This is a genomic window from Nocardioides furvisabuli, from assembly GCF_021083185.1.
Taxonomy (GTDB): domain Bacteria; phylum Actinomycetota; class Actinomycetes; order Propionibacteriales; family Nocardioidaceae; genus Nocardioides; species Nocardioides furvisabuli.
In genome coordinates, this window is the sequence record NZ_JAIGQB010000004.1 from 1 (window position 1) to 24,663 (window position 24,663).

Consider the following 24,663-nt stretch of genomic DNA (forward strand, 5'->3'; position numbering starts at 1 on the left):
ACGAGGATCAACGGGCTCATTGGTGGTCGGCACCGCCCCAGCCAGCCAGAAGTGTCACCACCAAACACCCCCTTCGTGTCACCAATGTCCTGATACAGAACTGTCACCGATGTCTTGAAACACGACATCCGACAACGGTGCGGGCGCGAGCCCGACCTGTGGATGCAGCTCAGGCAGGTGGTGCGACGGCAGCGTCTCCCTGCCCCGACCGTGCCAGGGAGGAGGACACGAAGCCGCTCGCCTTCAGCTCCTCGACGGTCTCCCCCAGGAACTCCACCGTCTCGGGACGGCGCGACCGGGTGGTGCCCACCGCCTGCCGGATCTCCATGAAGCGCTCGTCGACCAGGCGGAGGTCCGTCCGCTCCCGCACGAAGGCGGTCATGGGCTGCCGGATGCCCGCCGCGACGTCCAGGCCCTCGTCGAGGAACACCGCCGTGCCCTCCTCGCCCCGCACGATCTCGGCGTGCTGGAGGGTGCGGGTGAGGTAGAGGTCGTACGCCGAACCACGCTTGACCCCGATCCGCACGCCCACGCGGTCGACGTCGGCCGGCGCCTGCACGGGAGAGCCCGCCGGGACCGCGAACACGCCCTCGATCGCGACGTAGGCAGGGGTGAACGCCACCTCGGCCTCGCGGGCGGGCTCGATCGCGAGGAAGCAGATGTCGGCGTCGCCGGACACCATCGCCTCGAAGGAGCGGCGCGCCGCGTCGAAGCAGGACAGCTCGACCGGCAGGTGCAGGCGCTTCCCGATCTCGCGCGCGAGGTCGACCGTGACGCCGGACGGATCAGCCGCGGTGCCCTGGGCGAGCACCGGGTTGCCCAGGTTGACCGCGGCGCGAAGGACGCCCGTCGGCGCGAGGTCGGAGGCGATGTCCTGCAGCGTGGCGGCCATGCGCGCGACCCTAGCCGCGCCCGCCCACCGTGTGCCCCGGCTGGGGTTCGAACCCAGACTGTGCGGTTTTTAAGACCGCCTCCTCTACCGGTTGGGATACCGGGGCTGGCCTCCGGGCGACGCCCTAGAGGTAGGTCTTGCGAGCGTAGACCGCGTGCGCCCCGGCCGCGCGGTCGAGGAAGAGCAGGCCGTCGCAGTGGTCGATCTCGTGCTGGAGCGCCCGCGCCTCGAAGGCCTCCGCCTCGAGCTCGACCTCCTCGCCGGTGCCGGGCAGCTGACCGCGTACGACGATGCGGCTGGGGCGCTTCACGTCGCCGGTGAAGTCCGGGACGGACATGCAGCCCTCGCGGGCCTTCTCGTTGCGGCTGCCGGAGACGACCTCGGCGTTGCAGAGCACGAAGGTCCCGTGGTGCTCGCGCGTCTTGGGGTGCTCGGAGACGTCGACGCAGAAGACCTTCGCTCCCACCCCGACCTGCGGTGCGGCGAGTCCGACGCAGCCCGGTGAGACCCGCATCGTGGCGACGAGGTCGGCGGCGAGCTGCACGACCGCAGGATCGGTGGCGTCGACGCTCCCACCGACGGTGGACAGCACGGGCGCGGGAGCCCGGACGACCTCGCGGACCTCGCCGGGCACGTCGAGCTCGGCCTCGGTCCAGTCGCGGACCCGGGGGTTGGTGGTCATCGGTGCGGCTCAGAGCTCGTCGGTCTCGGCGGCGCGCAGCGTCACGCCGACACCGAGGTCCGCAGCGACCGCGGCGAGCTCGCGCTCGACGGCGGAGGCGTCCGCGTCCGCCGGCAGGTCGACCTCGGCGACGAGGAGGTAGAGGTCACCGGCCAGCCGCGTGGTGAGATCGGTGATGTTGCCACCGACACCGGCGATCACTGCGACGACCGCGGACACGATCCCGGGTCGGTCGCCGCCGTGGACGGACAGGATCCACGACGTGCCGTCAGCGCTCGCGGTCTCCTCGGCCGGCACCTCGCGCACGGTCACGGTCAGGCTGCCGTCGGCGGTCAGCGGCGCGAGGGCGGACACGATCGCCTCGTCGCCCGCCTCGCCCGCACAGATCAGCGTCATCGCGAAGTGGCCGCGCAGCAGCGTCATCGTCGAGTCCTCGAGGTTGAGACCGAGGCCGGCGAGCCTGTCGGTGGCCTCGGCGATGATGCCGGGACGGTCGTGGCCGAGGACGGTGATGGCGTGGAGGGTCACGGCCTCATTGTGTCAGCGCTCGCGCCCGCTCGAAGACCTCGTCCGTCATCTCACGGGTGAGGCGTCCGGTGTAGGTGTTGTGCGGGGAGGGGTGGTAGCAGCCGAGGAGGGTCACCGGGCCCAGCGCGACCTCCGCACCGTGGCCGAACCTGGGGCGGCGCTCCGGCGCGGGCGCGCCCGCCGCGACCAGCGATCGCACGGCTCCGTCCCAGCCGAAGGAGCCGAGCGCGACCACCGCGCGCACGCTCGGCAGCAGCGTCAGCTCGGCGGCGATCCAGGGGGCGCAGGTGTCTCGCTCGAGCGCGGTCGGCTTGTTCTCCGGCGGGGCGCAGCGCACGGTCGCGATCATGCGGGCTCCGAGGAGGCGCTGGCCGTCACCGGCGTGCTCGCTGGTCGGCTGGCTCGCCCAGCCGGTGCGGTGCAGGCTGGCGAAGAGCCAGTCGGCGCTCGGGTCACCGGTGAAGATGCGGCCGGTGCGGTTGCCGCCGTTGGCGGCGGGTGCGAGGCCGACGATCAGCAGCGACGGGTCCGGATCCCCCCAGCCCGGGATCGGTCGACCCCAGTAGGGCTGGTCCGCGAACGACGCCCGCTTCGCGACCGCCACGTCCTCGCGCCACTGCACGAGCCGCGGACAGGCCGCACAGACACTCACCCGGGCGTCGAGCTCGGCCAGGTCGTCGGTGCGCGCCAGACGGCGTACGTCGTCGGCGTCGCGCGCGACGGCGGTGCGGGGCCCGGCCGGGTCGTCGGGCCAGCCGGTGCCCGGCGCGACCGGACTGCCGAACTCCTCGCCCGTCACCGGGTGCGGCAGCATCATCGGCCGATGGCGGCAGCCATGCCGTGCAGGATGTCGGCCTCGGAGACCAGGTGCTCCGACACCGGCACCCGCGCCAGGACGCGGCTCCAGATCAGCCCGCCGGCACCGATCACGTCGGCGCGGCCGGGGTGCATGAAGGGCAGGGCGCGCCGCTCCTCCACCGTCATCGCCAGGAGCCGGTCGACGTGGGCCATCGTGTGGTCGTTCGAGAGCACCGCGCCGTCGAAGGCGTCGCGGTCGTAGGACCCCAGGGCGAGGACGCCGCACGCGATCGTCTTGATGGTGCCCGAGGTGCCGATGGCGGTGCGGGTGCGCCCGAGGTCGACGCCGCAGTCGTCGAGGTGGCGATCGATGTCGGCGACGCAGGCGGCGACCTCAGCCCGGGTGGGCGGGTCGCTGTGCAGGTGGCGCTCGTGGAGGCGGACCGACCCGATGTCCATCGAGGTGGCCTGACGCGCGCTGCCCTCACCCAGCACCAGCTCGGTCGAGCCCCCGCCGATGTCGACCACCAGCACCGGCTCGACCGGCAGCGGGTCCTGCGCCGCGATGGCCCCGGCGAAGACCAGCGCGGCCTCTTCGTCACCCGACAGCACCTCGGGCTCGACGCCGAGCCGGCGGCGTACGCCCTCGCGGAAGACGTCGGCGTTGCTCGCGTCGCGGCTCGCGGAGGTGGCGCAGAAGCGCACGCGGGCGGGGTCCACGCCGTGCTCACGGATCACCACGGCGAACTCGTCGACCGCGGCGAACGTGCGCTCGAGCGCCTCGTCGGCCAGCACGCCGGTCCGGTCGACGTCCTGCCCGAGGCGTACGACGCGGGAGTCGCGCAGCACCACGTCGAGCGTGCCGTCGGCGCGTGCGTCGCCGATCAGCACCTTGATCGAGTTGGTCCCGCAGTCGATGGCCGCGACGGTGCTCATGCGCCCATTGTGCCGACCGGGCACTTCTTGCCGCACAGAAGGCTCGACCGGGCACTTCCTTGCCATGGAGGGCAGGCCCCGACGAAACGAAGTGCCCGGTCAGCGCCTTGCCGCGCGAGGAAGTGCCCGGTCAGCGCCTTGCAGCGCGAGGAAGTGCCCGGTCAGTGGTCGGTGGAGTCCGGGCGCTCCACGCACGGGCCCGACGCCCACCACTCGCCGAGGGCGTCGAGCACCTCGTCGCCGAGCGGGTTCACCCCGCGGCCCATGGCCAGCGACTGGCCGGCGAGGACGTGGAGGCACTTGACCCGGTCGGGCATGCCACCGGCGGAGATGCCGTCGATCTCGGGGACGTCGAGCCCGGCGCGCTCGCCGACCTCGGCGCGGAGCGCGAGGTAGCGCTCGTGGGCCGAGCGGTAGGCCGCCGCGAGCTCCTCGTCGGTGGCGAGGCGCTCCTCCATCTCCTTCATCACGTGCGAGCCCTCGAGGGTGCCGATGCGGGAGGCCGCGCGTGGGCAGGTGAGGTAGAAGGTCGTCGGGAACGGCGTGCCGTCCGGCAGCCGCGGCTCGGTCGTGACGACGTCCGGGTTGCCGCAGGGACAGCGGTGACCGACCGAGTCGATGCCGCGGGGACGACGCTTGAGCTGGGCCTGGATGGCGGCCTCGTCGGCGGCGTCGATGCGGGGGTTGTCGCGGTGGACCACGCCCGGCTCGTGCGGGGGAACGTCCTTGTGGGTCACTGCTGGGTCCCGTCGATCAGGTCGGCCGGCTCCTGGTCCGGCGGGGGTGGGTTGCCGGCGAGCTCGACCGACTCCCAGGCGGCGGTCCACCAGGCCTTCGGCACCGTCCGGATCACCTCGTCGGGGTCGTTGAGGCTCGCCTGGGCCTCGAGCGGCCTGCCGTCCGCGCCGATGACCTCGAAGCCGGACTCCCCGGGCATCAGGTAGCCGAAGCGGGACCGCGCCTGCGCCTTGACGTACGCCGGGTCGTCCCAGCGTCGCTTCTCGCGCTCGAGCTGGTCGATGCTGGCCTCGCGCTCGGCGATCTGCGTCTTCAGCTCACCGATGTGGGAGCGCTGCTGGAGGTAGGCGCGCAGCGAGGAGGCGTACGACACGGTGAGCACGGCCAGCACGAGCACGAGCACCGCCGCCCGCCCGGTGAACCGGGGCCGACGCGCGCCCGCGGCGGGGCGCAGCTGCGTGGACGCGGCATCAGAGCGCGGGTCGGACCGGGCGTCGGGCGTACGGGTGCCGGGCGCTCGCACCCCCGTCCGCGGCCGGGAGCCACGGGCACCGGGATGCGAGCTGCGCGGTCCACTGCCCGGCCCGTTGCGCGGAGATCGGCGCTGGGAAGGCATGCGCCCCAGTCTGCCTGCTCAGGCCCCGAATCGCGGGAAGGCACCCCGACCGGCGTAGCGAGCTGCGTCACCGAGCTCGTCCTCGATGCGGAGGAGCTGGTTGTACTTCGCGACGCGGTCCGAGCGAGCCGGCGCACCGGTCTTGATCTGGCCGCAGTTGGTGGCGACCGCGAGGTCGGCGATGGTGGTGTCCTCGGTCTCGCCGGAGCGGTGGCTCATCATGTTGCGGAAGCCCGCGCGGTGGGCGAGCTCGACGGCGTCGAGGGTCTCGGTGAGCGAGCCGATCTGGTTGACCTTGACGAGCATCGCGTTGGCCTGGCCACCGTCGATGCCGCGCTGGAGACGCTCGACGTTGGTGACGAACAGGTCGTCGCCGACGATCTGGGTCTGCGCGCCGAGGCCGTCGGTGATGGCCTTCCAGCCGTTCCAGTCCTCCTCGTCGAGCGGGTCCTCGATGGAGACGATCGGGTAGGACGCGACGAGCTCGGTGTAGTAGGCGACCATGTCGTCGCTCGTCAGCTTCTTGCCCTCGAAGGTGTACGTGCCCTTGTCGTGGAACTCGCTGGCCGCGACGTCCATGGCGAGCGCGATGTCCTTGCCGAGCGCGAAGCCGGCGGCCTTGACGGCCTCGGCGATCAGGTCGAGCGCGGCGCGGTTGCTCTCGAGGTCCGGCGCGAAACCCCCCTCGTCACCGAGGCCGGTGGACAAGCCCTTCTTCTTCAGCACCGACTTGAGCGCGTGGTAGACCTCGGCGCCCTGCTGGAGCGCCTCGCGGAAGGTCGGGGCACCGATCGGCGCGATCATGAACTCCTGGACGTCGACGTTGGAGTCGGCGTGCGAGCCACCGTTGAGGATGTTCATCATCGGCACCGGCAGCAGGTGCGCGTTGGGGCCGCCGACGTAGCGGAAGAGCGGGAGGCCGGCGGACTCGGCCGCGGCCTTCGCGGTGGCGAGCGAGACGCCGAGGATCGCGTTGGCGCCGAGCTTGGCCTTGTTGTCCGTGCCGTCGAGGTCGAGCATGACCTGGTCGAGCAGCCGCTGGTCGTCGGCGTCGAGGCCGACCACGGCACCGGCGATGGTGTCGCCGACGGCGTCCACGGCCTTCTGCACGCCCTTGCCGAGGTAGCGCTTGCCGCCGTCGCGCAGCTCGACGGCCTCGAAGGCACCGGTGGAGGCGCCACTGGGAACCGCCGCGCGACCGAACGCGCCGTCCTCGAGGAGCACCTCCACCTCGACGGTGGGGTTGCCACGCGAATCGAGAATCTCGCGGGCGCCTACTGCAGCGATGATCGACATGGGAGAGCTCCTGAGGAGGGACGTCGTGGGACAGCCGCCAGCCTAGCCACGTCGGCGCCCGGCGTCGTCGGGTGTCCGCGTCAGCGGACGTAGCGCGCGACCCGCGGTGCCGTCTTCTTGATCACCCGCGTGTTGTCGGTGTTGTCGTCGTCGGCCAGCGGCTGGCCGCCGTAGGTGTTGGTGGGGCTGGAGAACCACGGGATCCGCACGCAGGAGTAGTTGCCCGCGTCGACGCAGGGGTCGTAGTAGCCCATCACCGAGATGTAGCTGCCGGCCGGGTTGGCGAAGCCGCGGGCGTGGGGGACGCGCGAGGCACGGGTGACACCGGGGTAGGAGAAGTGGTCGGCGCCGAGGTTGTGGCCGATCTCGTGGGTGGCCACGAGGTAGGGCAGACACCCCACGCGGGTCACCGAGGCGCCGGCGAGCGGCGTGGCCTGGCGCGGCGTGAGCGGGATGAGGCCTCCGCCGCAGATGCCGGTGGTCGGGCCGGTGGTGAGCAGGTGGACGATGTCGCCGCCCCTCTTGCGACGCACCCGCTGGAGGTTGTCGAAGTGGCCGTCGCGCGGGCGACCGACGCGGAAGGCGTCCTTGACCGCGTCCGCGCTCTCCTTGCCACGTGCCTTGACCAGGCCGCGGTAGCGGACGGTGGCCCTGATCCCGGAGTTGGACAGCGCCTCGTTGGTCTGCGCGACCACCAGGACGGCCGCCGCTTCCAGCGCCGTCTTGCTCCCGGCCTCGGCCCTGGCGCCGGCGGTGTAGCCGAACATCACGCCGATCCTCACCCGCCGCGCACGCCGCTGGTCGGAGCCGGTGCCGGCCGCGGCGCGGGGGACGACCCCAGCCGTACGCGTACGCGCGACGACGCCTGCGGAGTCGTCGCCGCCGAGGCCCTCGCGGTCCCCCAGCTCGGTCCACCAGTAGCGGTCGCCACCCGCGCCGGTGAGCGACCACAGGCCCTCGGGCGAGACGAGCGAGCCGCGGAAGGTGCCGTCGACCTCGACCAGCGTGAACGAGGCGAGGTCCTCGCCGGGCACCCGGCCGCTCCAGGCGGTGAAGCCCGGCGTGCTCTCGACGCCGGCGATGCGCACGACGGTGCTGCCCGACGCCGCCGGCAGCTCGAGTCGCTGACCCTCGGCGACCCGCGGCAGCACGTCGGCGTCGAGCTCGACGAGCTGGTGGCGTCCTGACAGCCCGGCCCGCTCGCCGCCCACACGGGCGGTGCTGCCCACCGGGGTCAGCAGCGGTCGCACCGGTGCCGCGGCTCCAGCTCGCTCCCCCGCTCGCGCCTCGGCCGGCGTGGCGGTCGCCGCGCCGGCCAGCGCCGACGCGACGAGCGCGAGCAGCCCGAGGGCGAGGGCAGGACGGCGTCGGGCGGCGGCTAGTCGACTCATGCTGGGGCACCTACCGCCGCGGCGCGCCCCTCAAACCTCACCGGCCTCCCGGGCCTGCGCGGCCTCGCCGGCCTGCGCCGCCTTCTCGGCCTTCTCAGCCTTCTCAGCGGCCTTGGCTGCGTTCCAGAGGGTCAGCACCTCGGCCGCGTCGACCGCGACGGCGTCGCCGAACACGTGCGGGTTGCGGCGCTCCATCTTGGCGATGACACCGCGGGCGACGTCGTCGAGCGTGAAGTGGCCAGCCCCCTCGGCGATCACCGCGTGGATGACCACCTGCAGGAGCAGGTCACCGAGCTCGTCGCAGAGCGCCGCGGGGTCGCCGGACTCGATGGCCTCGACCACCTCCTCGGCCTCCTCGCGGACGAAGGGGACGAGCGAGGTGTGGGTCTGCTCGCGCTTCCAGGCGCACTCGCGCCGCAGGAGGCGCATCTGGTCGGCGAAGGCCTCCAGAGGCGAGTCCTGCCCGGCGGACGCCGTCACGACGACGGCCCGCTCAGCCGCAGCGATGGGTCAGCGGCAGCGTGCGCGCGAAGGCGGGGTCGGGCTCGGTCGACAGACCGGCCTCCGCCGTCTCGCTGACCGCGACGGAGATGTTGGTGTCGATCGGGGTCAGCACGCCGTCGACGCTCTCGAGGCCGTAGCGCGGGTCGATCTCGATGCCGTTGGCGTCCGGCCACTGGTTGAACACGTCGACCCCGGCCTGGGTGACCTCGTCGGTGGTCGGTTCGGTGACACCTCGGTCCTCGAGGACGATCTCGCCGATCTGGTTCACGATGTCGGTGGCGAGCGCGTTGGCCGAGGTGAGCTCGACGTAGGTGTCCTGCGCCTCCTCCGGCATCGTCGCGGCCGTCCGGCCGCGCTGGGCCACGTCGTTGGCGTAGCCCGAGCCCGGCTCGACGCCGTACTCCTCGGCGATCTCCATCGCCTGGGCGCGCAGCGTCATCAGCTGGACGGTGCCCTGGCGCACGAAGCTCATCGGCAGCACGGTGTTCTGCGCGGCGAACTGCTCGCCGAGCGCGGTGCACATCTTCGCCGCCGCCGCGTCGACCTCGCGGACCGTGAGCTCCCGGTCGCCGACCTTGACCGCGACCCCCGGGGAGGCGCTGCCGCAGCCGGTCAGCAGCACGCCGGACAGGCCCACGGCCAGCCAGGTGGGCACGGCCGTCATCAGGCGGGTCTTGCTCACGGGGTCACTCCTTGGTCGTTGCGCTCGCCGGGGCCGGCACGTCGATCACGTCGTCGATCACGCCGCGGGCCCATTCAAGCAGGGCCACACCGGACACCGGGGTCACGGGGAAGCCGCTGGTCTGCGGTCGCGGCACCAGGATCGTACTGATCGGGGCCTTGACGATGCTGCGCGGATGGAGCCGCTGGAGGCGTACGACGCGGGAGTCGGGCAGGTCGACCGGCGCGAACCGGACGTACTTGCCGGCCACGGTGACCTCCTTGACGCCGACCTGACGGCAGCGCGCCCGGAAGCGGGCGACGACCAGCAGCGACTCCACCACCTCGGGCGGGTTGCCGTAGCGGTCGACGAGCTCGGCCCGCACCTCGTCGACGTCGGCGTCGGCGCGCACCTCGGCCAGGCGCTTGTAGATCTCCAGGCGCAGGCGCTCGCTCGGGATGTAGTCGTGGGGCAGGTGGGCGTCGACGGGCAGCTCGATCCGGACCTCCTGGAGCTGGTCGTCCTGACCGCCGCCCTTGAAGTCGGCGACGGCCTCGCCCACGAGGCGGACGTAGAGGTCGAAGCCGACGTCGGCGATGTGGCCGGACTGCTCGCCGCCGAGCAGGTTGCCGGCGCCGCGGATCTCGAGGTCCTTCATCGCGATCGCCATGCCGCCGCCGAGGTCGGAGTGCTGGGCCAGTGTCGCGAGGCGCTCGTGGGCGGTCTCGGTGAGCGGCTTCTCCGAGGGGTAGAGGAAGTAGGCGTAGGCGCGTTCGCGGGAGCGGCCGACGCGGCCACGCAGCTGGTGGAGCTGGGAGAGGCCGAGGGTGTCGGAGCGCTCGATGATCATGGTGTTGGCGTTGGACACGTCGAGGCCGCTCTCGACGATGGTCGTGCAGACCAGCACGTCGAAGCGCTTCTCCCAGAAGTCGAGCATGACCTGCTCGAGGGCGTGCTCGCCCATCTGTCCGTGGGCGGTGGCCACGCGCGCCTCGGGCACCAGCTCGCGGATCCGCGCGGCGGCCTTCTCGATCGACTGCACCCGGTTGTGGATGTAGAAGACCTGGCCCTCGCGCAGCAGCTCACGGCGTACGGCTGCGACGACCTGGCGGTCCTCGTAGGCGCCGACGTAGGTCAGGACCGGGTGGCGCTCCTCCGGCGGCGTGGTGATGGTGGACATCTCCCGGATGCCGGTGACCGCCATCTCCAGGGTGCGCGGGATCGGCGTCGCGCTCATCGACAGCACGTCGACGGAGGTGCGCATCCGCTTCATCTGCTCCTTGTGCTCGACACCGAAGCGCTGCTCCTCGTCGACGATGATGAGGCCGAGGTCCTTCATCTTGATGTCGGGGTTGAGCAGGCGGTGGGTGCCGACGACGATGTCGACGGAGCCGTCCTCGAGGCCGGCGATGACCTCCTTGGCCTCCTTGTCGGTCTGGAAGCGCGAGAGGCCCTTGATGACGACCGGGAAGCCCGACATCCGCTCGGCGAAGGTCGACATGTGCTGGGTGACGAGCAGCGTCGTCGGCACCAGCAACGCCACCTGCTTGCCGTCCTGCACCGCCTTGAAGGCCGCGCGGACCGCGATCTCGGTCTTGCCGTAGCCGACGTCACCGCACACCAGCCGGTCCATCGGGACGACCTGGCGCATGTCGGCCTTGACCTCGTCGACGGTGGTCAGCTGGTCGACGGTCTCGGTGAACGGGAAGGCGTCCTCGAGCTCGCGCTGCCACGGGGTGTCGGGGCCGTAGGCGTGGCCCCGGGTGGCCTGGCGGGCGGCGTAGAGCTTGATGAGCTCGGCGGCGATCTCACGGACCGCGCGGCGCGCCTTGTTCTTGCGCTTGGTCCAGTCGCCGCCACCGAGGCGGTCGAGACTGGGGTTCTCGCCGCCGACGTAGCGGGTGACCTGGTCGAGGGTGTCGGCGGGGACGTAGAGCATGTCGTTGGGGCCGCCGCGCTTGCTGGGGCCGTACTCGAGCACGAGGTACTCGCGCACCGCGCCGCCGATCTCGCGCTGCTTCATCTCCACGAAGCGGCCCACGCCGTGCTGCTCGTGGACGACGTAGTCGCCGGCCTTGAGCTCGAGCGGGTCGATCTGCTTCTTGCGCCGCGTCGGCATCCGGCGCATGTCGCGCGTCGAGGTCTTCTGGCCCGACAGGTCGTCGCCGGTCACGACCGAGATGCGCGCCTCGTCGTCGACGAGGCCGTGCACGACGTGGCCGCAGGTCACCGTGACGACGCCCGGGCCCGCCGTGTCGCCCTCCTCCACCAGCCGGGCGGCGATGTCGTGCTCGCCGAGCAGCTCGACGAAGCGCTGCGCCGGACCGTGGCCGGCGTGGACCACCACGACGTCGCGCGACTCGTCGAGCCAGCCGCGGATGTCGGCGATCGCCTGCTCGAGGTCGCCGCGGTAGGCCTCGGCGCCGTTGATCGGCAGCGTGAGCGAGCCGTCGTCGTCCTCGGCCTCGATGCCGAAGGGACTCACCGCCCACCACGCGTGACCCAGTCCGAGGGCGTGCTGGCGCACGTCGGCGATCTCGCGGTAGGACGCGGCGCCGAGGTCGATCGGGGCGGTGCCGCCGCCGGCCGCCGCCGCCCACGACGCACCGAGGAACTCCTCGCTCGTCGCGACCAGGTCGTGCGCGCGACTGCGGGCGCGCTCGGGGTCGAGCACCAGCACGGTGGTGCCGGCGGGCATGAGGTCGACGAGGAGCTCCATCTCCTCGACCAGGACCGGGGCGAGGGACTCCATGCCCTCGACCGCGATGCCGGCGGCCATCTTGTCGGTGAGCTCGAGCAGCTGCGGGTGCGCCTGGCCGAGCTCGGCGGCGCGGCGGCGTACGTCGTCGGTGAGCAGCAGCTCACGGCACGGCGGGGCCCAGAGCCGCGGGACCGTCTCCAGGGTGCGCTGGTCGGCGACGGAGAAGGCGCGGATCTCCTCCACGTCGTCGCCCCAGAACTCCACGCGCAGCGGGTGCTCCTCGGTGGGCGGGAAGACGTCGACGATGCCGCCGCGCACCGCGAACTCGCCGCGCCGCTCGACCATGTCGACGCGGGTGTACGCCGCCTCGGCGAGGCCGCGGACCACGTCCTCCATGGCCCGGGCCTCGCCCGGGGCCAGCTCGACCGGCTCGATGTCGGCCAGGCCGGGGACCTGCGGCTGGAGCAGGCTGCGGATCGGGGCGACGACGACCTTCAGCGGACCGTTGGCGGGGTCGGTGCCGGGGTGGCGCAGCCGGCGCAGCACCGCGAGGCGCCGTCCGACGGTGTCGCTGCGCGGGCTCAGCCGCTCGTGCGGGAGGGTCTCCCAGCTCGGGTAGTAGGCCACCGAGTCGGGGTCGACGAGGTCGCCCAGCTCGTCGACCAGGTCCTCGGCCTCGCGCGACGTGGCGGTGACCGCGAGGACCGTCCGGCCGCGCTCGACCAGGCCGTGGACGACGTAGGGGCGCACGGCGGCGGGGCCGGTGAGGTCGAGGGCGGGCTGCACCGCGGCGTCGGCCAGCGCACCACCCAGGGTGGGTGCGGCGACCAGTCGCCGGGCGACGGCGAGCAGGGGCGTGGACGGCACCGGGATCCCTTCGAGAGCGCGCGTGAGAGCCCCACGGACGAGCGGGTGGGGGGAGGGTGGAAGTCTACGGGGGCTGCCCGACACGGGCTCGCGGGGGACTCGCGGGGCAAGAGGGGAACCGACGGCCTCGATCAGGGGTTTGTCCCACGCGTCCCGGGGGTAGCAGGCACCACACGGTCCGGCGCCCGAGCGCCGGACGACATCGAACGTCCACCTTGAAGGGAACAACGGGGACATGCGCATCACTCGTCTCGTGGCCGGCACGGTCACCGCCGGCCTGCTCGGCATCACGCCCATCGCGATCTCGGCTCCTGCCCAGGCCAGCGACAACCTGACCACCACGACCACCGCGTCACCCAGCGAGGCCGCCCTCGTCTACGGCGACGACTTCTACGTCAACGTCGAGGTGATCGGTTCCGACGGCCTGAGCGTGCCCTACGGCACGTCCACCCTCTACGCCATGCCCGCCGGGTCGGCGGCCTGGGAGCCCGTGGCCACCGGCACCTTCGCTGGCTCCGACTTCTACGACGTGAAGCCCAGGGCCAACACCGTCTACAAGGTCGTGTTCGGCGGCTACGCCGCGACCTCGCAGTACCAGGACAACTACGCGGCCAGCGAGTCCGCGCCGTTCACCGTCTCCGTCGCCCGCAAGATGACGATCAAGAACCCGCGCGGCACCTTCGTCAAGGGCAAGATCTCGCCGGACTACAAGAAGAAGAAGGTCCTGATCCAGAAGAAGGTCGGGAAGAAGTGGAAGAAGTTCCGCACCCTCAGGACCAACAAGAAGAGCAAGTTCCAGATCACGCTCCCCGCGACCCGCAAGCGCACCTACTGGCGCTTCCTGGCCAAGGGCAACGCCGAGTTCGCGACCGCCACGTTCGAGGGCTCGACCATCCGCTACCGCTCCGCGGCCCCGCGCGTCACGGTCCGCTGACCACCAGCGGGTCGTTGCTCCACTCCTGAGCCGACCGGGCACCGGGTCGTCCGACGACCGGGTGCCCGGTCGACTTCTCTCCCGACGCGGGAGAGGATCACCCCATGCGCACCAGTCGTCTCGTCGCCGGCGTCGTTGCCGCCAGCCTGCTCGGCGCCGCTCCGCTGGCCCTCGCTGCGCCCGCCGAGGCACGCGAGACCTGGTCCACGACCACGACCGCCGAGCCGAGCGCGGACCTCGTCGAGTTCGGCGAGCAGATCGACGTCGGCCTCGAGGTCGACAGCGCGACCGGGTCGCCGCCGGTGGTCGGCACCTCCACCCTCCACGCCCGTCGTGCCGGCACCACGGACTGGGTCGCCGTGGCCACCAACTCCTTCCCCGGCGCGGACTTCCTCGGCGTGGCGCCCCGGATGACCACCACCTACAAGGTCGTCTACGGCGGTGGCACCGAGACCGGCACCACCAAGGGCGACCGCTACGCCCCGAGCGAGTCCGCGCCCTTCACCGTCGCGGTCAAGCGCCGCATCACGCACCCGTCGGCGGGCTTCGAGCTCGAGGGCCGGGTGACGCCGCGCTACCGGAGGAAGCCGGTGCGGATCCGGGCCAGCCGCGACCAGGAGGCGGGCTACGAGCTCGTCCGGGTGGTGCGCACCGACCGTCGCGGGCGCTACTCCTTCCGCCTCCCCCGGCGCAGCGGCACGTGGTACTGGATCATCGGCGTGCGCGGCGACAAGCGCTTCCGGGGCGCCGCCTTCGGCTACGAGACCAGCGTCTTCTGAGTCGTCACGGGGTCGCGGCCGCGTCGATCTCGCCCTGCGAGCGCAGCACGCAGAACTGGTTGCCCTCGGGGTCGGCGAACACCACCCACCCGGTGCCCGGGCCGTGCACGTCGCGCTGGTCGTCCACCTGCACCGCGCCGAGGGCGCGCACCCGCTCGACCTCCTCGTCGCGGGTGCCCGTGCGCGGGCGTACGTCGAAGTGGATCCGCTTGGCCGCAAGCTCGGCGTCGGGCACCTCGATGAACAAGATCGCGTGGCCGGTCTCCGGGTCCACGACCATGCACTCCTCGTGCCCGGGCTCGTTCGGGTCCCCCTCGACGTCGACGTAGCCCAGCACCTGCTTCCACCACTCGGACAGCCCGTAGGCGTGGTGGCAGTCGACGGTGGTGTGGGCGACGAAGGAGGTCATGGCGCCACGGTAGTGTCGGCTCGCCCCGCGACGTGGGCGACCGGACGAGGGAGCCGTACCCGGAAGGCGACAAGACGGCCGTCGAGGAGATGCCATGTCGTGGTTCGTGCTCGTGCTCTCAGGCGTCCTGGAGGCGGTGTGGGCCACCGCCCTCGGTCGCTCCGAGGGCCTCACCCGTCCGGTGCCGACCGCCACCTTCCTGGTGGCGCTGGCCCTCAGCATGGGCGGCCTGGGCTACGCAATGCGCACGCTCCCGGTCGGCACGTCGTACGCCGTGTGGGTCGGGATCGGCGCCGTGCTGACGGTGGTGGTCGCGATGGTCACCGGCACCGAGTCGTTCTCGGTCGTCAAGGCGCTGCTGCTGACCGGGCTCGTGGCGTGCATCGTGGGCCTCAAGCTCGTGCACTGAGCGCCCGGGTGTCTACTCCGTGCCGTTGCGGCGGACGAAGTCGACGATCTGCTCGGCCAGCTCGGGGCGGCACACGATGAGGTCGGGCAGCGACGTGTCGTCCGCGTTGTAGACCAGCGGTGAGCCGTCGACCCGGCTGCAGTGGAGGCCGGCGGCGCGGGCGACCGCGACCGGTGCGGCGTTGTCCCACTGGTACTGCCCACCGGCGTGGACGTAGGCATCGGCGACGTCGCGCACCACGCTCATCACCTTCACCCCGGCGCTGCCCATCGGGACCAGCTCGGCGTCCAGCTCGGCGGCCAGTGCCTCCACGAAGGCCGGCGGGCGGCTGCGCGAGACCGCGATGCGCGGGCGCTGCGACGTGCGGGGCGGCACCACGCTGGGACGACCGGTGCTGAAGGTCTCCCCCAGCGCGGGCTGTGCCACGGCTCCCGCGACGAGATCGCCGTCGGCCCACAGCGCGACGTGGACGGCCCAGTCGTCGCGCGGGGGCTCGGAGAACTCGCGGGTGCCGTCGAGAGGGTCGATGATCCAGACCCGCGGGGCCGTGAGCCGCGACTTGTCGTCGGCCGCCTCCTCCGACAGCACCGCGTCGTCGGGTCGGTGGGCGGTGAGGAGGCGGTCGAGCTCGGCCTGCGCGGCGGCGTCGCCGGCGTCCTTGAGGGCCTTGCCCTCCAGGCCGTCCGCAGCTGCCCCTGCGCGTACGTCGAGCAGCACGGCACCGGCTCGCTCGGCCGCCCAGACGGCGAACGCGTGGTCGTCGAGCGTGGTGGGGTCGATCATCTCGGGGTCCCTGCGGCGAGGGGAGCGCAGCGAGGCTCGTCGTGGGGTGAGGTCATGGCCGAAGCCTAACGATGCGGTGCCGTGACCCGCGGCCTCCCCTGCGGCGCCAGCGGGGCCTCGCGCGGACGGGGCACGAGATCGGCGGTCCCGCCGGCGTCGTAGACCTGACGGAGCATCGCCACGGCCTCGAGCTGCGTCCTGGCCCCGAGCTTGGCCCGCAGCGCCTTCACGTGGCTGCGCACGGTGCCCACGCTGACGTCCATGAGAGCCGCCACCTCGACGACGCGCCGGCCCGAGGCGAGCAGCTCGAGCACCCGCATCTGCTGCGGCGACAGCGTCCGCATCAGCGCGATCAGCACCCGACGGCTGTCAAGGGCCTGCACCCAGGCCGCCCGGAGCGCCAGTCGCTTGGCGGGGTCCATCAGCAGGTCGCCGGTGGTGAGCCGCTCGACGACCTCCATCAGCTGGCTGATCGAGTTCGCCCCGGTGACCACGTCGACGGCCCCGCCCTCGAGGAGGCCGCCCCACCAGATGGCAGTCTGACCCGGTGCGACCACGGCCACCCGAACGTCGCCGACGGCCACCAGCCGACTGATCTCCTCCACGACGGTCAGGCTGTCCTCGCCGTCGAAGATCGCCACGACGTAGCGCGTGGTGCCGGCGTCCCGACCCTCCCAGGCGTCGCGCGCGACCGTCTCCCACGGTCGGACGGCCACCGCGGCGCCCGCCGAGGTGAGGGCCGCGGCCACTGCCTGCGCCACCAGCAGGTGCGGCGAGACGATCCACGTGACCACGCGGTCGTCCCCGGGAGGTGCTGCTCCGGCACCGGTGCCGGACGGTGGACCATCCATCCCTCCTCCTCGGGCCGAGATGGGACAGACCCTTGCCGCACGGGGCCGACGACAGGCGTCCACGCGGGCAAGGTGCACCGAATTGGGGACGGGCAACCGGGGGCGGGACCGGGCCGTGGGCCACGACGTCTGCCTTGTTCCTTGTCGCGCACTGGAGCCCTGCTGGGAGGACCGTGGGGCCGGGCTTGACCAAGACTGCACGAGGCCTGAACAAGGCGGACCAGACCGCCTTTGCCCCAATTGGGGTATGCGCCACACACTCGGTGGATCGCCCCGGGACAAGGTGGTTTCACTGATCCTGGGCACCTGCTCCACCAGCAGGCGTCCCTGGTCCGGCAGCACGGGAGAGCCGTCGGACACGCACCACAGGGAGCTCGGGGAAAAATGCGTCACACACAGGGGGGATGGCCATGCTCAGGCCGTTCATGGAGAACGTACGTCACAGGGTCGGGACACCGGTCGCCACGGCGGCCTCGTTCGCGGTCCTCATCTGGCTCGGCACGCAAGGCGCCCACGAGTGGCAGGTCTCGCCGGCCGTCCGGACGCTGTCGTCGCTCGGCGACGGCGTCGTCAGCGGGGTCTTCGTCACCGGCGCCATCTGCGCCGCCGTGGTGACCTGGCGCCGCCACGCGAGCCCGCTCACGGGCTGGATCGTCGCCACCGGCGCGCTCGTGGCCGCGCAGGCCCTGCTCGTCACCACGCTCGCCCTCCAGGGCCGGCAGTCCGGCGACCCGGCCGCGGGACAGGCACTGCTCCTGGCAGCAGCGACGGCGGGGCTCGTCGCGGTCGTCGTGCCGCTGCTGCGCCTGGACCAGGTGCGCCACGTCGTGGACGACGGCTTCGCGATCGGGCTGGGCATGGGGGTCGTGGCTGCCGGCCACGTGCTCCTGCAGCTGCCCGCCCCCGCGCCCGGGGCGACCTCGCTCCCGGCGCTCGCCGAGGCGATCGTCGGCGTCGTGGTCCTGACCCACGTCGCCGCGGTCCTCCTCGTGCTGCGCCAGCACGCCCTGTCGCCGTCACTCGCGCTGCTGCTCCTCACCACCGTGGCGGTGGTGGGAGTCGGCCTGGTGATCCACCTGTGGGGCTCGGCCGGCACGGTGGAGCTGACCCTCGTGGCCGTCGCCCGCGCCGCGACCGGGGCAGCGTGGCTGGGCATCGGCTGGGCCAGCCTCCAGCGCGACGCGGTCGTCGACGACGAGCTCGAGGCCCGCATGACGGCCGAGATCGACCTCGCCGTCCAGGCCGGCAGCCGTGACCAGAGCGAGCGGCTGCACGAGCTGCGCAGCACGGTGGCCGGCCTGGTCAACGGCTCGGCGCTGCTCGACAACGCCGACATCCCCGACGAGGCGCGCCGGCACCTGTGCGAGTCGGTGCACCGCGAGCTCCAGCGCATGCAGCGCCTGCTCGCCGGCGAGCACGGCTCCACCACCGACCTCGACCTCGACGAGACGCTGCACCTGATCCTGGACCTCCAGCGGCTCAAGGGCCGCCACGTCGAGCTCCACACCAGCGGGGGCACGGTGCGGGCGCGCTACGACTCCCTCGCCGAGGTCGTCAACATCCTCATGGACAACGCCGCCACCCACGGCGGCTGCGACCACAGCCTGGTCGAGGTGGTGCGGCGCGACGAGGAGACGGTGGACATCACCGTCTCGGACAACGGCCGCGGCATCCCCGAGGACCAGCGCGCCCGCATCTTCGACTGGGGCAACCGCGGTGTGGACTCCCCCGGACAGGGGATCGGGCTGCACGTCGCCCAGCGCCTCATGGCCGAGGACGGCGGCACGCTGCGCCTCGCCGAGGCCCGGGGCCCGGGGTCGGCCTTCGTCATCTCACTGCCCTCGGCACGCCGCTCGCCCGAGAACCACATCCCCCGGGAGGACTCCCATGGCGCCTGGCGCATCCCGGGCTGAGCACCGCGTCCTGATCCTCGACGACCACGTCCTCTTCGCGGAGGCGCTCGAGCTCGCGCTGTCGCTGGAGGGCTACGACGTACGCCGCCTCGAGCTGCCCGAGGAGGGCGGGTCGATGGCGACCCTGCGGTCGATGGCGCTGCGGGCCAACCCCCGCACCGTGATCCTCGACCTCGACCTCGGCCGCTTCGGCGACGGCGTCAACCTCGTGGCTCCGCTGGCCCGGGCGCACGTGAACGTCGTGGTGGTGACCGCGTCGCAGGACATCGGCCGCTGGGGCGAGTGCATGCGGCTGGGGGCGCGCAAGGTGCTCACCAAGGGCGGTGCGCTCCAGCAGGCCCTGTCGACCGTGCGCCGGCTGCACCAGGGCCTGCCCGTGGTGACGCGGGAGGAGCTGGAGTCGCTCCTGGACGCGTGGTCGCAGCAGAGCCGCGCCGACGAGGACATCCGCCGGCGGCTCGACCGGCTCACCCCGCGCGAGCGCCAGGTCCTCGGCGCCCTGATCGAGGGGCGCACCGTGCGCGCGATCTCCCAGGACAGCGTCGTCTCCGAGGCGACCGTCCGCACGCAGGTGAAGTCGATCCTCAACAAGCTCGAGGTGTCGTCGCAGCTGGCGGCGGTCGGCATGGCCAACCAGATCCGGTGGAGGCAGGGCGCGTGAGCGGGCTGAGCGGCGTCCGCTCGTTCTCCCCCACCGGTCCCACCCGCGACGTCCTGGACCGGATGGCAGCGGCGCAGGCGCACCGCGGGACCGACGGCTCCGAGGCCTGGCTCGGACCGGGCGTCGGGCTGTCCGGTCCCGCACACTCGGTCGACGGGCGCTGGGTGGTGGTGCTCGACGGCCGCGTCCACCACCTCGCCCGACTCCGCTCCCACCTGGATCACCGCTTCCGCACCGACGACCCGGGCGAGGTGGTGGCGGCCGGCCTCGCCGTGGAGGGCATCAGCTTCGTCGAGCGGCTGATGGGAGCGTTCAGCCTCGTCGCCCACGACCTGCGCACCGACACCACGCACCTGGTGCGCGACCGTCTCGGGGTGCTGCCGCTGCACTACCGGCACCTCCCCGGCCAGATCGCCTTCGCCTCGGAGGTCAAGGCGCTGCTCACGGTGGGGCCCGCCCCGGAGGTGGACCACCGCAGCCTCGACGCCTACCTGACCTTCCGCGCGGTGCCGGCTCCCGACACCCTCTTCGAGGGCATCAAGACGGTGCGACCGGCCCACCGCATCGCGGTGATGCCGGGCGGCCACGTCGAGGAGGTCGCGTGGTGGTCGCCGCCGGAGACCGATCCCGACGGCACCTGGGAGGCCGACGACGCGATCGAGGCCGTCCGCGACGGCGTACGCGAGGCGGTGGGGTCCGCGCTCGACCCCGGGCCTGCGGTCGGCTTCCACCTGACCGGCGGCCTCGGCAGCAGCCTGGTGGCCGCGCAGGCCCAGCAGCTGCTCGGCGAGGACCCCCTTGAGACCTTCTCGCTGGTGTGCGACGACGGCACCGGCGAGGATCTCGCCCGGACCCGGCGTCTCGCCGTCCTGCTCGGCAGCACCCACCGCGAGGTGCGGCTGCGGGCCGGCGACCTGACGGACCTCGTGACGCCGCTGACCTGGCACCGGGACGCCCCGCTGTCGGACCCGGGCGACGTCGCCGACCACGTCGTGGCACGCACTGCCGGCGCGCACGTCGGCGCCCTCGTCTCGGGCCACGGCGCCGACGAGCTCTTCGGGGGTCATCCCCGCTACCGCCTGGCCCGCGCGGCCGAGCGGTCCTCCACCCTTCCCGGCCGGCTGCGCTCGGGCCTGGTCGGCACGGTGGAGCGCCGGCTCGGCGCACCCTTCTCGGCGCCCGAGCGCCGCCGCCTGCTCGGTGGGGCGCCGCCCGCGGACCGGCGTACGGCGAGCGCGCCCGGCATCGATCCGGTCGATCGGATGATGCGCCACGACCTCCGGCACGGTCTGCCCGACGACCTCGAACGGATGGACCGGATGGCCACGGCCGCCTCGCTCGACCTGCGGCTGCCGCTGCTCGACGAGCGGCTCGTCGAGCTCGCCCTCCGCCTGCCCACCTCGGTCAAGGTGCGCTCGGGCTGCACGCTGTGGGTGCTGCGCGAGGCGGCGCGACCGCTGCTGCCGGACGAGGTGATCGAGCACCGCGGTGCCGCCGGCGGTCCCGGCGCCCCTGGGGCGCACGACTGGTGGTACACCGCGGCGCGTGACCAGGCGCGCGAGCGCCTCACCGGCCGGGACTCGTGGGTCGCGCAGACCTTCGACCAGGCCCTCGTGCGCGACCTGCTGCTGCGCCACGAGCACGGCGGCCACGAGACCGACCGGCTCTGGACGCTGCTCGCCCTCGAGGTGTGGCACGAGTGCTTCTTCGGGGCAGCGCCCCGCGTGCCACGACCGCGCCAGTCGGCCGGCGTGCGCCACCCTGCGTGACCACCTGCGCGACTGCGTACCTGCCTGTGGGCGGTGGCCTGGCGTGGCCGCGGCGACCGAGGAGGGGGAGCCTCGGTCGCCGCCGCTGGTTCGCTGCATCGTCCATGACGAGGTGTGGGGCCCCTCGCCATCCACGGGCCGCACAGACCCGTAACCGGAAGAGAACCAGCGGCCTCGAACCAGCATGGTGCACCTCTTCGAGAGTAGCTCCGGGCACCGGTGCGGCCCATCCCTCCGACTGGGTAAACCGGGGTGCGTGGGGGCGGCACGCCTTTCGCCGAATTGCGGCATGCCGCGACCCACCGGCGTTCCTAGGCTCGCAGCACGGTCGGTGGAGCTCCTGCTCGCCGTGACGAGAGGGGGCTCGGCCTGATGACGCAGACGCTCCCGCAGGTCGCGCCCGACCAGGTGGCGCCTCCGGTCGTCCCCCGCCCGCGTCCACCGATGACACCGCGGGACCCCACGCTCGCGGTGGCCTCGGTGGCCGATGTCGTCGAGGAGCTCGCCGCCCGGCGCCCGCGCCGCGTGTGGCCGGTCGCGGCGCTCGACCTCGCCCTCGCCGTCGCCGTCGCGCTCGTGACCGCCCGCACCACCGACCTGCCGCTCGGGGTGGCGCTCGCCGCTGCCGCGCCGTGGCCGCTGCTCCTGCTGGCCGCGGGCCACTACCGCCGAGGCGCCCTGGGTGACGCGCGGGGCACCCGGGCCTGGGCGGCCGCGCGGACCGGCGTGCGCGCCACCGTGGTCGTCCTGGCGGGTGCGCCGCTGCTGGCAGCGGCGGATCCGATGGCGCTCGCGCAGCTGTCGGCCGCGTGCGGTGCCGCGAGTGCTGCCCACGCCCTCGCCCGACACCCCCGGCGTCCGCGCCTGGTCCTGGCCGGGCGGCCACGCGACGTCCGCGAGGCCATGGTCGAGCTGGCATCGACCGGGCAGCACGAGGTGGTCGCCGCCTGCCTGACGCGACCGTCCAAGGTCGCCCTGGACGCGACGGCGGCCTACGTCGGCCTCGACGGCTCGGCCGAGGTGGTCGAGCGCCACCGCGCCGACGCCCTGGTCCTGCTGCCGGGAGCACGGCTGTCCGCGACCGAGGTGCGCCGCCTCCACTGGGCCCTCGGAGCCGTCGGCGCCGAGCTCTGCGTGGGCACCGGCCTCCTCGACGTCACCCCCGGGCGGGCCCGGGTGCTCGCGACGGGCGGGCTCGCCCTGGTCCACGTCGCACCGGCTCCCCTGCGCGGACCGCGCCGCTGGGTCAAGGAGGCCGTCGAGCGCACCTGCGCCGTCGTGGGGTTGCTTGCCCTGGTCCCGGTGCTCCTCGTCCTCGTGGTCCTGGTCCGGCTCGACTCCCCGGGTCCGGCGATCTACTCCCAGGTCCGTGTGGGCCGCGACGGGCGCCTGTTCACGATGTACAAGCTGCGCTCCATGTCGACCTCGGCACCCGACGAGCGCCCGCAGCTCGTGGCGTGCAACGAGTCCGACGGGGTGCTCTTCAAGATCCGGCAGGACCCGCGCGTGACGCGGACCGGACGGTGGCTGCGGCGCACCAGCCTCGACGAGCTGCCCCAGCTGTGGAACGTGGTGCGGGGCGAGATGTCGCTGGTCGGGCCCCGCCCCGCCCTGCCCGACGAGGTCGAGCGCTACGGCGTCGACCCGCGGCGCCGGCTGGTCGTGAAGCCCGGCATCACCGGGTTGTGGCAGGTGTCGGGCCGCTCGGACCTGTCGTGGGCGGAGTCGGTGCGCCTCGACGTGCGCTACGTCGACAACTGGTCGCTGGGCCTGGACGCGGCGATCCTGGTCCGCACCGTGCGCGCGGTGGTCTCCCACCGCGGTGCCTACTGAGCTCCACGGTCTCAGGCTCGCTGCAGGGCAGCCTCCGCGATCCGGACCGCACCGGCCTGGTCGGTCTTGCCGTTGCCGAGCCGCGGGAGGGTCGCCACCGCGAGGAGGACGTCGGGCAGGACCGACGGAGCGACCCGCGTGGCGAGCTGCTCGCGGACGGCTGCCATGGTCTGCCCCTCTCCCTCCACGAGGGTGACGAGGGAGCCGTCGCGGGTGGCCACGGTGAAGCTGGCGACACCGCGCAGGTCGCGCACCACCGCGTCGACGTCGTCGAGGTTGACGAAGCTGGCGCTGCGCTTGACCAGGCGGCCGACGCGGCCGAGGCAGAACAGGACACCGCCGTCGGCCACCCCGAGGTCGCCGGTGACGACCCGGCCCTGCTCCCACCGCGGGTAGTCCTGCCCGCCCCCGCCGAAGAGGTAGCCCGCACCGACGTGCGGCGAGTGCACCGCCATCACGTCGCTGCCGACTCCGTCGGGCACCAGCGCGACCCGCCACGGCCCGAGGGCTCCCGGGCCGATGCCGACCGAGCCGTCCCGGGAGCGCAGCTCCTCGACCGAGGCGTACGCCGCGGCGCTCGCGAAGCCGGCCGTCTCGCTCGTGCCGTAGGTGTTGACGAGGGTGGCGGGCCCCAGACCGAGCACGGTGACCGCCTGGGCGCGGGTGAGCCGGTCGCCGCCGCTGCCCCAGACCCGGACGCTGCACGGGGTCCCACGTCCTGCCTCCGCCGCAGCGAGGTCCGCGTAGCCCGGCGCCAGCCGGACGTGGGTGGCCCCGCGGCGCGCGAGGAAGGCCAGCGGGCGGACCCGGTCGGCGAGCGATCCGGACACGTGCAGGCTGGCCCCGGCCGCGAGCGCGAGCACCCAGTTGGTGAGCGCCAGGTCGTAGGACGGGTGGGTGGGTTCGCCCCACCGCGCGGAGGCGTCGACGTCGAGGGCCGCCGCGCCGTGCGGTGCGAAGTCGGCCAGGCACGCCCAGCTCGTCAGCACGCCCTTGGGGGCCGAACCGGTGGTGCCCGACGACATCGCGACGTAGCCGGCCGCACCAGGGTCCCGCCGCGGCGCGCCGCGGGCACGGTGCGGGTGCAGGCCGGTCCTGTCGACGACCAGGTCGGGGGCGAGCGCGGCGAGCACCGCCGCGGTGCGTGCCCCGCCGGCGGTGTCGAGGAAGCACACCGTGTGCCCGCCCAGGACCGCGGCCGCGAGCTGGACCACGGAGTCGACCGAGCTGGGCAGCACCACGGCCACCACGGGCCGCGGCCCGGTGACGGCCCGGTCGACCTCGCGGGCGACCTCGTCGGCCCGACGTACGAGGTCGGGCAGGGTCAGCGACACCCGTACGTCCGCGACCACGCTGCCGCCGGCGCGCGCCGCCACGGCGCGCAGGCGCTCGGCCAGCGCCCCCATCTCAGCCCGTGCAGGCGTCGACGTGGGCACCGAGCGAGGCCACGGTCTCGAAGACCTCGGCGGTGATGTCGTCCTCGTCGAGCTCGAAGCCGAAGCGCACCTCGACGGCCGTGATCAGCTCGACCAGGGCGAGCGAGTCGAGCTCGGGCAGGCTGCCGAAGAGCTCGGTCCCCGGCGGGTAGCGCGACGGAGGGCCGCCGAGGACGTCGGCGAGCACCTCGGCGAGCGCCGTGGTGGTGGGAGTGGTCGTGGTGCTGCTGGTCATCGGGGTGGTCATCGGTTGCCTCTCTGGGCGCGGTCTGGGGT

General features: G+C 73.2%; 24 protein-coding genes, 1 tRNA gene and 1 riboswitch. Of the genes, 7 read left to right on the top strand and 18 right to left on the bottom strand.

Annotation, left to right across the window (positions count from 1 at the left end):
- Positions 1–169: 169 nt before the first annotated feature.
- The 13 genes from K4G59_RS09170 to mfd all read right to left on the bottom strand — a co-directional run bounded on the left by K4G59_RS09170 (position 170) and on the right by mfd (position 12,610).
- Positions 170–892 (bottom strand): transporter substrate-binding domain-containing protein, encoded by a 723-nt coding sequence (locus tag K4G59_RS09170; RefSeq protein ID WP_231250674.1) that lies wholly within the window; start codon positions 890–892, stop codon positions 170–172.
- A gap of 32 nt (positions 893–924) precedes the next feature.
- Positions 925–998: transfer RNA gene (locus K4G59_RS09175), tRNA-Leu, on the bottom strand.
- A gap of 18 nt (positions 999–1,016) precedes the next feature.
- Entirely contained in the window at positions 1,017–1,574 is a 558-nt protein-coding gene (def, locus tag K4G59_RS09180) for a peptide deformylase (protein WP_231250675.1), read from the bottom strand.
- A 9-nt stretch (positions 1,575–1,583) separates the two neighbouring features.
- On the bottom strand, positions 1,584–2,102 hold the full coding sequence (locus tag K4G59_RS09185; RefSeq protein WP_231250676.1) for a glycine cleavage system transcriptional repressor: 519 nt from the start codon (positions 2,100–2,102) through the stop codon (positions 1,584–1,586).
- 4 nt (positions 2,103–2,106) lie between these two features.
- Positions 2,107–2,919, bottom strand: coding sequence for a uracil-DNA glycosylase (locus tag K4G59_RS09190; RefSeq protein ID WP_231250677.1), 813 nt, complete (start codon positions 2,917–2,919; stop codon positions 2,107–2,109).
- Positions 2,916–3,836, bottom strand: coding sequence for a Ppx/GppA phosphatase family protein (locus tag K4G59_RS09195; RefSeq protein WP_231250678.1), 921 nt, complete (start codon positions 3,834–3,836; stop codon positions 2,916–2,918). The genes K4G59_RS09190 and K4G59_RS09195 overlap by 4 nt, the downstream gene beginning before the upstream one ends.
- A 161-nt stretch (positions 3,837–3,997) precedes the next feature.
- The gene (locus tag K4G59_RS09200) at positions 3,998–4,513 is read right to left on the bottom strand and encodes a DUF501 domain-containing protein (RefSeq protein ID WP_231251079.1); all 516 of its coding nucleotides are present in this window, start codon (positions 4,511–4,513) and stop codon (positions 3,998–4,000) included.
- A 56-nt stretch (positions 4,514–4,569) separates the two neighbouring features.
- Positions 4,570–5,190: an FtsB family cell division protein gene (locus K4G59_RS09205; protein ID WP_231250679.1), complete on the bottom strand. Its 621-nt coding sequence runs from the start codon at positions 5,188–5,190 to the stop codon at positions 4,570–4,572.
- 18 nt (positions 5,191–5,208) lie between these two features.
- Entirely contained in the window at positions 5,209–6,486 is a 1,278-nt protein-coding gene (gene eno / locus K4G59_RS09210; RefSeq protein WP_231250680.1) for a phosphopyruvate hydratase, read from the bottom strand.
- A gap of 80 nt (positions 6,487–6,566) precedes the next feature.
- Positions 6,567–7,877: a zinc-dependent metalloprotease family protein gene (locus tag K4G59_RS09215; RefSeq protein ID WP_231250681.1), complete on the bottom strand. Its 1,311-nt coding sequence runs from the start codon at positions 7,875–7,877 to the stop codon at positions 6,567–6,569.
- Positions 7,878–7,907: 30 nt separating this feature from the next.
- Positions 7,908–8,357: a MazG nucleotide pyrophosphohydrolase domain-containing protein gene (locus K4G59_RS09220; RefSeq protein WP_231250682.1), complete on the bottom strand. Its 450-nt coding sequence runs from the start codon at positions 8,355–8,357 to the stop codon at positions 7,908–7,910.
- 13 nt (positions 8,358–8,370) lie between these two features.
- On the bottom strand, positions 8,371–9,063 hold the full coding sequence (locus K4G59_RS09225) for a hypothetical protein (RefSeq protein ID WP_231250683.1): 693 nt from the start codon (positions 9,061–9,063) through the stop codon (positions 8,371–8,373).
- 4 nt (positions 9,064–9,067) lie between these two features.
- A complete protein-coding gene (gene mfd, locus K4G59_RS09230) occupies positions 9,068–12,610 on the bottom strand; it encodes a transcription-repair coupling factor (RefSeq protein ID WP_372461805.1) in 3,543 nt (1,180 codons plus the stop codon).
- 235 nt (positions 12,611–12,845) lie between these two features.
- On the opposite strand from mfd, the gene K4G59_RS09235 reads away from it, so the two are divergent.
- Together K4G59_RS09235 and K4G59_RS09240 are read left to right on the top strand one after the other, a co-directional pair.
- Entirely contained in the window at positions 12,846–13,544 is a 699-nt protein-coding gene (locus tag K4G59_RS09235; protein WP_231250684.1) for a hypothetical protein, read from the top strand.
- Positions 13,545–13,648: 104 nt separating this feature from the next.
- Positions 13,649–14,323, top strand: coding sequence for a hypothetical protein (locus K4G59_RS09240; protein ID WP_231250685.1), 675 nt, complete (start codon positions 13,649–13,651; stop codon positions 14,321–14,323).
- A gap of 4 nt (positions 14,324–14,327) precedes the next feature.
- Here K4G59_RS09240 and K4G59_RS09245 read toward each other — a convergent pair whose 3' ends face one another.
- Positions 14,328–14,732: a VOC family protein gene (locus tag K4G59_RS09245; protein ID WP_231250686.1), complete on the bottom strand. Its 405-nt coding sequence runs from the start codon at positions 14,730–14,732 to the stop codon at positions 14,328–14,330.
- A gap of 17 nt (positions 14,733–14,749) precedes the next feature.
- Positions 14,750–14,815: riboswitch (guanidine-III (ykkC-III) riboswitch) on the top strand.
- An 11-nt stretch (positions 14,816–14,826) separates the two neighbouring features.
- Between K4G59_RS09245 and K4G59_RS09250 the strand changes: the two genes are divergently transcribed.
- Positions 14,827–15,141: a DMT family transporter gene (locus K4G59_RS09250; RefSeq protein WP_231250687.1), complete on the top strand. Its 315-nt coding sequence runs from the start codon at positions 14,827–14,829 to the stop codon at positions 15,139–15,141.
- 12 nt (positions 15,142–15,153) lie between these two features.
- Here the strand turns inward: K4G59_RS09250 and K4G59_RS09255 are convergent, their stop codons facing one another.
- A complete protein-coding gene (locus K4G59_RS09255) occupies positions 15,154–15,924 on the bottom strand; it encodes a 3'(2'),5'-bisphosphate nucleotidase CysQ (protein WP_231250688.1) in 771 nt (256 codons plus the stop codon).
- 65 nt (positions 15,925–15,989) lie between these two features.
- Positions 15,990–16,775, bottom strand: coding sequence for a response regulator transcription factor (locus K4G59_RS09260; RefSeq protein ID WP_231250689.1), 786 nt, complete (start codon positions 16,773–16,775; stop codon positions 15,990–15,992).
- A gap of 404 nt (positions 16,776–17,179) precedes the next feature.
- On the opposite strand from K4G59_RS09260, the gene K4G59_RS09265 reads away from it, so the two are divergent.
- From K4G59_RS09265 to K4G59_RS09280, 4 genes are all read left to right on the top strand, one after another.
- The gene (locus K4G59_RS09265; protein WP_231250690.1) at positions 17,180–18,688 is read left to right on the top strand and encodes a sensor histidine kinase; all 1,509 of its coding nucleotides are present in this window, start codon (positions 17,180–17,182) and stop codon (positions 18,686–18,688) included.
- Positions 18,663–19,349, top strand: a complete 687-nt coding sequence (locus K4G59_RS09270; protein ID WP_231250691.1) for a LuxR C-terminal-related transcriptional regulator — start codon at positions 18,663–18,665, stop codon at positions 19,347–19,349. The genes K4G59_RS09265 and K4G59_RS09270 overlap by 26 nt, the downstream gene beginning before the upstream one ends.
- Positions 19,346–21,118 (top strand): asparagine synthetase B family protein, encoded by a 1,773-nt coding sequence (locus K4G59_RS09275; protein ID WP_231250692.1) that lies wholly within the window; start codon positions 19,346–19,348, stop codon positions 21,116–21,118. The genes K4G59_RS09270 and K4G59_RS09275 overlap by 4 nt, the downstream gene beginning before the upstream one ends.
- A 372-nt stretch (positions 21,119–21,490) precedes the next feature.
- Positions 21,491–22,951: an exopolysaccharide biosynthesis polyprenyl glycosylphosphotransferase gene (locus tag K4G59_RS09280; RefSeq protein WP_231250693.1), complete on the top strand. Its 1,461-nt coding sequence runs from the start codon at positions 21,491–21,493 to the stop codon at positions 22,949–22,951.
- Positions 22,952–22,962: 11 nt separating this feature from the next.
- Here K4G59_RS09280 and K4G59_RS09285 read toward each other — a convergent pair whose 3' ends face one another.
- Together K4G59_RS09285 and K4G59_RS09290 are read right to left on the bottom strand one after the other, a co-directional pair.
- Positions 22,963–24,387: an AMP-binding protein gene (locus K4G59_RS09285; RefSeq protein ID WP_231250694.1), complete on the bottom strand. Its 1,425-nt coding sequence runs from the start codon at positions 24,385–24,387 to the stop codon at positions 22,963–22,965.
- Entirely contained in the window at positions 24,359–24,634 is a 276-nt protein-coding gene (locus K4G59_RS09290; RefSeq protein WP_231250695.1) for an acyl carrier protein, read from the bottom strand. The genes K4G59_RS09285 and K4G59_RS09290 overlap by 29 nt, the downstream gene beginning before the upstream one ends.
- Between the last annotated feature and the right edge of the window lie 29 nt (positions 24,635–24,663).